The following is a 9,821-nucleotide window of genomic DNA, read 5'->3' as shown; positions in this document are numbered from 1 at the left end:
CCGCATCGCTGCGATGCGGCGACCCGACAAGCCAGCTCCCACATTTTGAGCGAGTTGTTACTTGGCCTGGTAGATAATGCCGGGGCTGCACTGCACCATCTGGTAATGATCCGGCAAGCCGTTCAGCGCCTCGGACGCGCCGAGGAACAGATAGCCACCGCGCTTGAGCGTACCGTGAATGCGCAACAGGATGTCCTTCTTCACTTCAGCCGAGAAGTAGATCAAAACGTTGCGACAAAACACGATGTCGAACTTGCCCAGGCTGGCGTAGCTGTCCAGCAGGTTGAACGAACGGAACTCCACCCGGCTCTTGATCGGTGCCTTGACCCCCCAGCGCCCGGCGCCCTTGGGGTCGAAGTAACGCTGCAGGCGTTCCTGGGACAGGCCGCGGCCCAGGGCCAGGCTGTCGTACTCGCCGGTCTTGCAGTTGGTCAGCATGGTGCCGGACAAGTCAGTGGCAACAATCTGCACCCCTGCCTTCAGCTGGCCCATGTTGGTCCGCTCGAACTCATCGATGGACATCGACAGCGAATACGGTTCCTGCCCCGAAGAACAGGCCGCCGACCAGATGCGCAAGCGCTGGCCGGGACTGGCCTTGATGGCCTCGGGCAATACCTTGCTCTTGAGCACCTCAAAGGGGTAGGTATCGCGAAACCATAAGGTTTCGTTGGTGGTCATGGCATCGACCACCATCTCCTTGAGCCCGCTGCGCGGTTGGCCCTGGATACGCTGCACCAACTCGCCCAGGGACTTGATACCCTGCTGCTCCATCAATTTGTTGAGGCGGCTTGATACCAGATACTGCTTGTTTTCACCGAGCAATATGCCACAGGCTTTTTCCAGGAATACCCGGAACTGTTCAAAATCCAAATTACCCGTAGACAATGCAACCGCCTCTTAACTCGTGTGACCGCCAGGGAGAAAGCCCCTAGCCGTGATCTGCAGACTTGATCCGGTCGACTACCCGGGATGCCAGGTCATCAGGACGGAATTTGGCCAGGAAGTCATCGGCACCGACCTTCTTGACCATCGCCTGATTGAATACACCGGACAATGAAGTATGCAGGACTATATGTAATTTTTGCATGCGTGGATCGCTGCGTATCTCGGCCGTAAGCGTGTAACCGTCCATTTCCGGCATCTCGATGTCGGAAATCATCATCAGGAATTCTTCTTCCGGCTTCTTGCCTTCGTCCACCAGCTTGCGCAGATAGTCCAGCGCCTGGCGGCCATCATTGAGCGCCACTACTTCGACGCCCACCGTCTGCAGGCAACGGGACACCTGCTTGCGCGCCACCGACGAGTCATCCACCGTCAGCACCCGCAGGGTCAGGGCTTTTTGCTGGGTCTGCTCATCGACCACACCCACCGAAATATGTTCCGACGTCGGCGCTACTTCCGCGAGGATCTTCTCGACGTCGATGATTTCCACCAACTGGTTATCGACCCGGGTCACTGCCGTGAGGTAGTGATCGCGCCCGGTGCCCTTGGGCGGCGGATGGATCTCTTCCCAGTTCATGTTGACGATACGTTCCACCGAGCGCACCAGGAACCCCTGGGTCTTGGTGTTGTATTCGGTGATGATCACAAACGGGCTCTCGCGATCCTGCAGGCCGGAAGTACCGGTGGCCATCGCCAGGTCAAGAATCGGAATCGTCGAGCCACGAATGTTGGCCACACCACACACCACGGGGTTGGACTTGGGCATTATGGTGAGTTTGGGACATTGCAGCACCTCCCGTACCTTGAAAACGTTGATGCCATATAGCTGCTTGCCATCGAGTCGAAACAGCAACAACTCCAGGCGATTCTGCCCTACCAGCTGCGTGCGCTGGTTCACTGAATCCATTACACCTGCCATGCCCAGACTCCTACGCTACAAAACTTACGGGTACGACGCGCACCCAACACAAAACGGCACGAGCCTTGCTTTTTATTGGCTATGAACATCAAAACGACAGTTTTCCGACGCCTTGGCTCGCCCCAGTACCGCAGATCGCTCTGTGCCTGGATGGCGTTGCTTGCCTTGGGCGCAGGCCACCAGGCCCGTGCCGACAATGTCACCTTGCCTGATCTGCTTATCGGCGTCACTCAAGGCTTTCTTGAGTTCACTGTAGAAGATTATCTGGCAACCACACAGACACCGGGGCGTTATGAGATCCAAGTCAACCCATTGGACCCGCGTTTGCGCATGCCCATGTGCGACAAGGAATTGACAGGCTCACTGGAAAGCCCCGCCCAGCCCATTGGCCGCGTGACCGTGCGCGTACGCTGCGACGGCAGCTCGCCCTGGACCGTGTTCGTGCCGGCCCAGGTGCGATTGTTCCGCGAAGTGGTGACCGTTACCCGCCCACTCAAGCGCACCGGCATCATCGGTTTTGAAGACGTGGCCATGCGCGAACGCGACATCAGCCAGATCAGCCAGGGCTACCTCACCTCTGTGGATCAGGCCATTGGGCAGAAATTAACCCGACCAATGGTCAGCGACCAGGTGATTACCCTGGTTCACCTGGAACAGGCAGAAGTGGTGCGCAAGGGCGACCAGGTGGTGATCTCCGCCAGCAGTGGCGGCCTGAACGTGAAAATGCCGGGGGAGGCCCTGGCCAATGGCGGGATGAGCGAACAGATCCGCGTCAAGAACCTCAACTCCAAGCGGGTGATCAAGGCCCGTGTCACGGCCCCTGGCCAAGTGGAGGTGGCGTTATAGATTACTGGCGTGGGACGCTGGCTTTTCCTACACTGTGCGCACGATATTGCGAGGCATAGGTTTATTGTCGATCGCGCCTAAAGTTTGTCCGGGTATGGCCGAAAACATGGCAAGCGTCCAAATACCCAGAGGTTTTTTAACATGGTCATTGATTTCAGCCGATTGAATAACGCCCAGGCAACGCCCGGCAGCACGCGTACCAACGCGGCCAAGGACAGCGTTGAAGCCAAGGCACCGGCAGTGCCTGCCAAGGCAGAACAAACCGTTTCGACGCAAAGTGGCGAATCGGTCCATTTGAGCAACGAGGCTCAACAGTTGCAGAAGATCACTGACTCGCTGCGCGATCAGCCGATTGTCAATAAAGCCCGCGTGGCCGAGTTGAAACAGGCGATTGCCGATGGCAGCTATCAGATCGACAACGACCGTTTAGCCGGCAAAATCATCAAAGCCGAGCGCTAGGCACAGGCCTGCGCCGGGCTTTTGGACGCTTAAACCCCAAGGCCAGCCATGCACGACGAAAATCTGCTGCAACTGATCACTGAAGACCTGGCTCCCGCGCAACACCTGCTGGAGCTGCTTCAAGACGAATTCGTGGCCCTGTGCGGTCGCGACATGCGCCTGCTGGAAGACATCCTGGCACGCAAGCAATCGCTGATCATCCTGCTTGAACAACACGGCCAGAAACGCAGCCAGATCCTGCTCAGCCTGGGCCTGCCCGCTGACCACAGCGGCCTGGAACAGTTGGCCAGCCATTCGTCGGTCGGCGACCAGTTGCTGGCCCAGAGCAAAGCACTCAATGAGTTGTTGATCAACTGCCAGCAAGCCAATGTGCTCAATGGCCAGTCGATCCAACTGCAGCAAGCTACCACCGCCAACCAGTTGCGCATCCTGCATGGCGGCGAACCTCCAGCACTGTATAACGCCCAGGGCTCCACCTCGCGACTGGTCAAGCCCAGCACCCTCAGCCAAGCCTGACGCCGGTTTATCGGGCGCCCTATCAAGGCGCGCCACATACTGGCAAAATGCCGGTTCTTGCGTGTAGTCGTATTTTGTCTGGAGATGGAAGAACCGTGTTCAACACCCTTAGCGCGGTAGATGCTCCGCAGCCACCCAAGGTCCTCACCACCCCTCTGGAAATTGCCAGCACCCTGCGGCTGCTGCAAGAGAGCCACGACCCGCTGATCATCACCTTTCACGAACGCAACCAGCGCTTCCAGAGCTACCTGGTGGAGGTCGACAAGGACAGCAAGACCCTGAGCCTGGACGAGATGATCCCGCCCGACGGTGAACGCTACCTGGAAAATGGCGAAGCCTTTCGCATCGAAGGCTTTCACGAAGGCGTGCGCGTGGCCTGGGACAGTAATGGCAGCCTGACAATCGGCACACAGGACGGCCACCGTATCTACAAAGGCAGCCTGCCTGAAGAAGTGGTCTACCATCAGCGCCGCAATGCCTTTCGCGCAGCCTTGAAACTGGCGCAACTGGTGAATATCGAATTGGGCGGCGAGAAACTCAAGACGCCTATCAGCGGTCAGTTGCTGGATATCTCCGCCACCGGCTGCAAGCTGCGCTTTGACGGGGACATCTCCGAGCGCCTGCAACTGGGCCAGGTCTACGACCGTTTTATTGCCGCCCTGCCCTTTGGCAGCATGACCACTGCGGTGGAGTTGCGTTACCTGCACGTTGAAGAAAGGATCAACACAACCTTTGCCGGTGTGCGCTTCCACAATATGAGCGGCCTGGTGCAGCGCCAGGTCGAGCGCTTTGTCTACCAACTGCAGCGCGAGGCGCGACGGTTCGATAAAGACGACGACCTGTAAACGCCGAACCACAGGCACAAAAAAACGGGCAGCTCCTTTGGGAACTGCCCGTTTTTTGTTTCAGGGACGGGCCCGACTCAAGTCATGCGGGTGCTCATCCGGGTCGGGATGCTCCGCCGGGTCAGGCTCAGGTTGCGGCTCTACCTCCGGTTCTGCCTCGGGCCCTGGCTCTGGCGCAGCGGTTTGCATCTGGTCCTGGACCACCTGCTCATCCACACGCGGATCGAGGGCTGCCACCAAGGGCGAGCTGGACATGCTGTCGGGCATCGCTACGTGCTGCAGCGGCGCATCGTCCACCTGATGCAGGTTGGTCACCGCCTTGGGGCGAATGCGCCAGACCAGGATCAAGGCACACAAGCTGAAGAACGCATAGAGCATCTGGTTGCCAAACAGCTTCATGACCACCCCCGCCAGCAACGGCCCGATACTCGCGCCCACCCCGTAGGTCACCAGCAGCATCGCGGTGAGCGATACCCGGCGATCACCTTCGACATGGTCGTTGGAAAACGCCACGGCCAGCGGGTAGAGGCAGAACTGCACCAGCGAGCACAGAAAACCGGCGACAAACAGCACTTCCAACGGCACCTGGGTCATGATCGCCAGCGGCAATGCCGCCACCGCCAGGCACAGGGCGAAGCAGCGAATCAACAAGGCCCGGTCATAGCGATCCGACAGCCAGCCCAGCGGCCATTGCACCAACAGGCCGGCAAAAATACAGCTACCCATGAACAGGCCGACCTGCTCGGTGCTCAACCCCTGCTGGGCCGCATACAGCGGCGCCAGGCCATAGAAGGAGCCGACGATCAGGCCGGCCCCCAAGACCGTACTCAAGGACTGTGGCACACGTTTGATAAAAAAACGCGGTTCCATCGGCGCCGGGTGCAAGGGCGCCGGGTGAATACGCCGGGTCATGGCCACCGGCACCAGGCACAGGGCAAAACACAGCGCCACCAGCATCAGCAGCTCAAGCCCCAATTGGGGGTGCATGACCAGAATCAACTGGCCCAGCACCAGGCCCAGGTAGGAGGCGATCATATAACCACTGAACACCACGCCGCGCTGCTTGGCATCCGCCTGCTCGTTGAGCCAGCTCTCGATGACCATGTACTGGCACATCATGCCGAGGCCGACGATGATCCGCAGCACGATCCAGGCCGGCAGCCAATCCACCAGGCCATGGCCCAGCACCGCCGCACCGACAATCCCGGCACAGGTGGCATAGGCCCGGATATGCCCGACCCGGGCAATCAGGCGATGCCCGATCTTGCCCCCCAGCACCAGGCCAAAATAGTTGGCCGCCATCAACGCGCCGACCCACAGGCTGTCGACGTTATCCGCTGCCAGGCGCAAGGCCAGGTAAGTACTGAGCAGGCCGGAGCCGATCAGCATCATCAAGGAGGCGAAATAAAGGGCTCGAAAAGATTTCCAGATCTGGCGCATCGGCGGTCCGAGCGGCTCCTTGCAGTGGGTTTCAGGCTATTGACACAATAGACCGAGGGCGAAGCATCGTTAAACCCAGGCACCTGACGACACAGGCGCCCAGAAGCATTTGGATCCGGTAACGTTCAAGCATGCAGCCTTCGATGAACTCGACCGCCAACAGTTCCTTCGCCGTTGCGTTACCTGTCAGACGCACTCAGGCAGAAGGCGCGGTACAAGGTTGTGACAATATATCTCGCCAGCCGGGCTGAAGGCACTGGCCAAACGGCCAAGAAAGCAGCCACCCATAAAAAAACCCCGCCAGCGCAGGCTGAGCGGGGTTTTTCAGCGTCTCGGCCGGGTGGGCGGCGAGACTGCAAATGGTGTCCCAGGGCCGGTTCGAACGGCCAACCTTCCCCTTAGGAGGGGGATGCTCTATCCAATTGAGCTACTGGGACTAATGACAGGCGCACGGCCAGATGGCGTTGCGACAGACGGCGTGCATGTTAACGGCCAAGGTGAGTTTTGTCATGTCGTCCGTCAGCTTTTTAGGCGTAAGCCTTCATCCCGCCCCGCCAGCGATAAACCTGGGCCCACGGGCCCACCCACGTCATCGTGCAAAATGCATTGATGCGAAATGCCATCATTGCATATTGCAACGAGCCATACGTTTGAGATCAATTTATATCATTGATTTACAATGATATTTTTCAAATTAACCGCTGGCACGATGACTGCACTCTTTATGCTTATAAAACGGTCCTGCACGTGAACACGGGGAAACACCCATGAACAGCACACTTCTGATCCTGAACGCCCTGGCCTTGGCCGTACTGGTGATGTTCCACTTCCAGGCCAGCAGCGACAGCGATACGGCACAGATCAGCCACACGGGTAGCCACCAGACCCAGCAACGACCTCAACTGGCCGTGATGACAGCCAATGGCCAATCGTCGGCTCACCTGACACAGGGCACGCAGGCCAGCAGCTCTTCTGAACACTGGATCTTCTAAGCGAGCCCACCATGACCAAGCCAGCCTGGCTATTTCTCGTCCTGGCCGTGTCCACGGGCATCCTGGGGCTCAATCCTCCATCGGCGCACTGGCAGACCCTTTGCCTCAGCGCCTGCGCCGTGTTCGCCGTCGCATTGGTGATCGCCGTGGTCGTCGGGCATCGCTTCAAGTTCGACCCCGTCCTGCGCTGAACGCCTCTGCGACGAGAGATTGACACCCTGCCAATCCCCTCCGCATGCCACCCGACCTTATATCGCCTCGGCTCGCAAATCGGCCATTTGCCACTAGTCTTAAAATTAAGGGCAAAAGGCCACATTGCTATAGGATGTGCGCCCGAAAACCCTCTTGCATCGAGAGCCTGCGGGCTGATCCTCCGTCAGATCGGCCGGCAGAAAAGTTTTCCAACCAGTCCGCAAATTTGAAAATGAGTACTGGCATAAAGCCTGTAGTCAGTTCAATATTTGTCACAGAATTGACGCCAAGGAACTGGCAAATTTGAGGCATGATGCGGCCTCTTTGCAATTCAGGTTGAACATTTGTCCGCAAGCCTTGTCCTAACACACATCTTGCGGCCAATTCCAAAAACCGCTCCCCTGAACTAACCGGTTAAATATATGCGCCCATTGAAACAGGCAATTTATTCCAGCCGTACGGCTGACAAGTTCGTCGTACGTCTGCCAGACGGAATGCGGGAACGCATTGCCGAGGTGGCTCGCAATCATCACCGCAGCATGAACTCTGAAATCATCGCGCGCATGGAGCAAAGCCTTATTCAGGAAGGCGCGCTGGGTGACGAACTGAACATGCGCATGGACAGCCCGGAGCTGTCACTGCACGAGCGTGAGCTGCTACAGCGGTTTCGCCAACTGTCCCATCGTCAGCAAAACGCGCTGGTGTCGCTGATTGCCCACGACGTTGAGGCAGCCGCAGAAGCCGAATAATCGGCAACTGAACGCTGAAAGCCAGCCTTGCGCTGGCTTTTTTTGCATGGGATTTTTACTTTGGATGCAGGAGCCGGCTTGCCGGCTCCTATTGGGTTCAAAGCAGGAAGATCGTCGCCAGGCCCAGGAAGATGAAGAAGCCACCACTGTCGGTCATGGCCGTGATCATCACACTGGCACCCATCGCAGGATCGCGCCCAAGGCGCGCCAGGGTCATGGGGATCAATACCCCCATCAGTGCCGCCAACAGCAGGTTGAGGGTCATGGCCGCGGTCATGACCACGCCCAGGGACCAGCTGTCATACAGCAGGTAGGCCACCACACCGATAACCCCACCCCACACCAGGCCATTGATCAAGCCCACCGCCAGTTCCTTGCGCATCAGGCGCGAGGTGTTCCCGGTGCTCACCTGATCCAGGGCCATCGCCCGCACAATCATGGTGATGGTCTGGTTACCCGAGTTGCCACCAATACCGGCCACGATCGGCATCAGCGCCGCCAGCGCCACCAGTTTCTCGATAGAGCCTTCAAACAGGCCAATGACCCGCGAGGCAATAAATGCCGTGATCAGGTTGACCGCCAGCCACGCCCAACGGTTGCTCAGGGATCGCCAGACTGACGCAAAAATATCTTCCTCTTCACGCAGACCCGCCATGTTGAGGACTTCGTTTTCGCTTTCTTCACGGATCAGGTCGACCATCTCGTCGATAGTCAAACGGCCGATCAGCTTACCGTTCTTGTCGACCACCGGGGCCGAGATCAAGTCATAACGCTCGAATGCCTGGGCGGCATCGTAGGCATCTTCATCAGGATGAAAGCTTACCGGGTCGCTGGCCATGACCTCGGCAACCTGTTTATCCGGGTCATTGACCAGCAGGCGCTTGATCGGCAGCACGCCCTTGAGGATACCTTCGTAGTCGACCACAAACAGCTTGTCGGTGTGCCCCGGCAGCTCCTTGAGACGCCGCAGGTAACGCAGGACCACTTCCAGGCTGACATCCTCGCGGATGGTGACCATCTCGAAGTCCATCAATGCGCCGACTTGCTCCTCGTCATAGGACAACGCGGAGCGCACGCGCTCACGCTGTTGGCCGTCGAGGGTCTCCATCAGCTCATGCACAACATCACGGGGCAGTTCAGGGGCCAGGTCGGCCAGTTCGTCAGCGTCCATCTCCTTGGCTGCCGCCAGGAGCTCGTGATCGTCCATGTCGGCGATCAGGGTTTCCCGCACCGAATCGGACACTTCAAGGAGGATGTCGCCATCGCGATCAGCCTTGACCAGCTGCCAGAGCGTCAGACGGTCGTCCAGCGGCAGGGCTTCAAGGATGTAGGCAACGTCGGCAGAGTGCAGGTCATCGAGCTTGCGCTGCAATTCGACGAGGTTCTGCCGGTGGACCAGGTTCTCGACCCGGTCTTGATGAGGGCCTTCCTGGCGATGGGTCAGATCTTCGACCACACGCTGGCGCTGCAGCAGCTCGACGACTTGAGCCAGGCGATCCTGCAGGCTTTCTTGTGTTTTCTTTACTTCAACTTCGGTCATAGGCGAACTCCACTCCCAGCAGCGGGGCACGCCGGAAGGATCAATCAGTCAATTCATGATTGGTAAAACGGGGTACTGAGTAACTACTGGGTAAGTCCATGGAGGTATTCCACAAGCCCCGGCGGGGCTGACGGGCGCAATGATACACCGTGCGCCCGCTTTAAACGTTAAAAAACTGGAAAGAACAAGCGCTTGCGCAACAAAGCTGAGTGTTGCCCACACTTATGAAACTGCGACGACAGCCGCAGAAAAGAAAACACATGGGCGAGAGAAAAACCTCCCTGTCCGAGACTATTCCTACACGGCCACGCTCAACCGGCAGCCGGGAAATAAAACCCCAGACGGCAAAAAGCCCGCACTTGGCGGGCTTTTTGTTTGTAT

General features: G+C 58.2%; 12 protein-coding genes and 1 tRNA gene. 8 read left to right on the top strand and 5 right to left on the bottom strand.

The window, feature by feature from the left end:
* Positions 1-57: 57 nt before the first annotated feature.
* Both cheR and AC07W7_RS20695 read right to left on the bottom strand, forming a co-directional pair.
* Positions 58-885, bottom strand: a complete 828-nt coding sequence (gene cheR / locus AC07W7_RS20700; RefSeq protein ID WP_076962873.1) for a protein-glutamate O-methyltransferase CheR — start codon at positions 883-885, stop codon at positions 58-60.
* A 43-nt stretch (positions 886-928) separates the two neighbouring features.
* Positions 929-1,861, bottom strand: a complete 933-nt coding sequence (locus tag AC07W7_RS20695; protein WP_495040025.1) for a chemotaxis protein CheV — start codon at positions 1,859-1,861, stop codon at positions 929-931.
* An 81-nt stretch (positions 1,862-1,942) separates the two neighbouring features.
* On the opposite strand from AC07W7_RS20695, the gene flgA reads away from it, so the two are divergent.
* The 4 genes from flgA (at position 1,943) to AC07W7_RS20675 (ending at position 4,527) form a co-directional block, all read left to right on the top strand.
* Positions 1,943-2,707: a flagellar basal body P-ring formation chaperone FlgA gene (flgA, locus tag AC07W7_RS20690; protein WP_076962875.1), complete on the top strand. Its 765-nt coding sequence runs from the start codon at positions 1,943-1,945 to the stop codon at positions 2,705-2,707.
* A gap of 141 nt (positions 2,708-2,848) precedes the next feature.
* On the top strand, positions 2,849-3,166 hold the full coding sequence (gene flgM / locus AC07W7_RS20685) for a flagellar biosynthesis anti-sigma factor FlgM (RefSeq protein WP_076962876.1): 318 nt from the start codon (positions 2,849-2,851) through the stop codon (positions 3,164-3,166).
* A 48-nt stretch (positions 3,167-3,214) separates the two neighbouring features.
* Entirely contained in the window at positions 3,215-3,682 is a 468-nt protein-coding gene (locus AC07W7_RS20680; RefSeq protein WP_076962877.1) for a flagella synthesis protein FlgN, read from the top strand.
* 95 nt (positions 3,683-3,777) lie between these two features.
* Positions 3,778-4,527, top strand: a complete 750-nt coding sequence (locus AC07W7_RS20675) for a flagellar brake protein (RefSeq protein WP_076962878.1) — start codon at positions 3,778-3,780, stop codon at positions 4,525-4,527.
* A gap of 60 nt (positions 4,528-4,587) precedes the next feature.
* On the opposite strand, the gene AC07W7_RS20670 is transcribed toward AC07W7_RS20675, so the two are convergent.
* Complete coding sequence (locus tag AC07W7_RS20670) at positions 4,588-5,967, bottom strand: MFS transporter (protein WP_076962879.1); 1,380 nt, start codon at positions 5,965-5,967, stop codon at positions 4,588-4,590.
* A 360-nt stretch (positions 5,968-6,327) separates the two neighbouring features.
* Positions 6,328-6,404: transfer RNA gene (locus AC07W7_RS20665), tRNA-Arg, on the bottom strand.
* 330 nt (positions 6,405-6,734) lie between these two features.
* On the opposite strand from AC07W7_RS20665, the gene AC07W7_RS20660 reads away from it, so the two are divergent.
* The 3 genes from AC07W7_RS20660 (at position 6,735) to AC07W7_RS20650 (ending at position 7,900) form a co-directional block, all read left to right on the top strand.
* Positions 6,735-6,959, top strand: a complete 225-nt coding sequence (locus AC07W7_RS20660) for a hypothetical protein (RefSeq protein ID WP_076962880.1) — start codon at positions 6,735-6,737, stop codon at positions 6,957-6,959.
* An 11-nt stretch (positions 6,960-6,970) separates the two neighbouring features.
* A complete protein-coding gene (locus AC07W7_RS20655; RefSeq protein ID WP_495040024.1) occupies positions 6,971-7,150 on the top strand; it encodes a PA3371 family protein in 180 nt (59 codons plus the stop codon).
* A gap of 423 nt (positions 7,151-7,573) precedes the next feature.
* The gene (locus AC07W7_RS20650) at positions 7,574-7,900 is read left to right on the top strand and encodes an Arc family DNA-binding protein (RefSeq protein ID WP_076962882.1); all 327 of its coding nucleotides are present in this window, start codon (positions 7,574-7,576) and stop codon (positions 7,898-7,900) included.
* Between the two features lie 97 nt (positions 7,901-7,997).
* On the opposite strand, the gene mgtE is transcribed toward AC07W7_RS20650, so the two are convergent.
* Positions 7,998-9,440: a magnesium transporter gene (gene mgtE / locus AC07W7_RS20645; protein WP_076962883.1), complete on the bottom strand. Its 1,443-nt coding sequence runs from the start codon at positions 9,438-9,440 to the stop codon at positions 7,998-8,000.
* Between the two features lie 139 nt (positions 9,441-9,579).
* On the opposite strand from mgtE, the gene AC07W7_RS20640 reads away from it, so the two are divergent.
* On the top strand, positions 9,580-9,821 hold a 242-nt coding region (locus AC07W7_RS20640; RefSeq protein WP_495040023.1), incomplete at its 3' end, for a hypothetical protein.

This window comes from Pseudomonas sp. GW821-FHT01D09 (assembly GCF_059422465.1).
This window is presented reverse-complemented; position numbering and strand designations above follow the sequence as displayed.

What these genes read in the sequence shown, in the direction of transcription:
- AC07W7_RS20670 (WP_076962879.1), bottom strand. Translation starts at nt 5,967, where the DNA reads ATGCGCCAGATCTGGAAATCTTTTCGAGCCCTTTATTTCGCCTCCTTG.
- flgM (WP_076962876.1), top strand. Translation starts at nt 2,849, where the DNA reads ATGGTCATTGATTTCAGCCGATTGAATAACGCCCAGGCAACGCCCGGC.
- AC07W7_RS20655 (WP_495040024.1), top strand. Translation starts at nt 6,971, where the DNA reads ATGACCAAGCCAGCCTGGCTATTTCTCGTCCTGGCCGTGTCCACGGGC.
- flgA (WP_076962875.1), top strand. Translation starts at nt 1,943, where the DNA reads ATGAACATCAAAACGACAGTTTTCCGACGCCTTGGCTCGCCCCAGTAC.
- AC07W7_RS20680 (WP_076962877.1), top strand. Translation starts at nt 3,215, where the DNA reads ATGCACGACGAAAATCTGCTGCAACTGATCACTGAAGACCTGGCTCCC.
- mgtE (WP_076962883.1), bottom strand. Translation starts at nt 9,440, where the DNA reads ATGACCGAAGTTGAAGTAAAGAAAACACAAGAAAGCCTGCAGGATCGC.
- AC07W7_RS20650 (WP_076962882.1), top strand. Translation starts at nt 7,574, where the DNA reads ATGCGCCCATTGAAACAGGCAATTTATTCCAGCCGTACGGCTGACAAG.
- AC07W7_RS20695 (WP_495040025.1), bottom strand. Translation starts at nt 1,861, where the DNA reads ATGGCAGGTGTAATGGATTCAGTGAACCAGCGCACGCAGCTGGTAGGG.
- AC07W7_RS20660 (WP_076962880.1), top strand. Translation starts at nt 6,735, where the DNA reads ATGAACAGCACACTTCTGATCCTGAACGCCCTGGCCTTGGCCGTACTG.